Source organism: Lentimicrobium sp. L6 (assembly GCF_013166655.1).
In the GTDB taxonomy this organism is placed as follows: domain Bacteria; phylum Bacteroidota; class Bacteroidia; order Bacteroidales; family UBA12170; genus UBA12170.
On sequence record NZ_JABKCA010000195.1, the window covers coordinates 1 to 421 of the forward strand.

A 421-nucleotide genomic window follows, 5' to 3' on the forward strand; every position below is an offset into this window, starting at 1 on the left:
AATATTAAGCTCTTGGGATGCTGGATTTGGATATAATGATATTTCCGGCTCATGGTATTCTACATTTGACACATCCTCATAAATACTAATACTCACCGGGTTTCTATGCAAAGTAAGCATACCTAGCAATGAATTTGTTGCCTGGCAAGTATAAACCCCAATATCGCTTGTGGTAAAATTATTAATAAATAAGGTATCCATATCTGCTCCTTCTGCTAATAGCTCGCCATCTTTAAGCCATTTATAATAGGTATATTCTCCGGCTGTTCCAGAGTAAATAGAATAATTGCTCCCAATACTCAATGCCGTATCTATCTCATTGAGCATATTTTGCTGGGGCCAATAATCGAAAAAGAAATAAATACCAACCTGAGTTCGGTTTTTAACTATCTGAAATTCAGTTGTTAATCGTAATATTTTT

General features: G+C 34.9%; 1 protein-coding gene. It reads right to left on the reverse strand.

The genetic code is table 11. The features are described from left to right. On the reverse strand, nucleotides 1–421 hold a 421-nt coding region (locus tag HNS38_RS20180; RefSeq protein ID WP_172347022.1), incomplete at both ends, for an immunoglobulin domain-containing protein.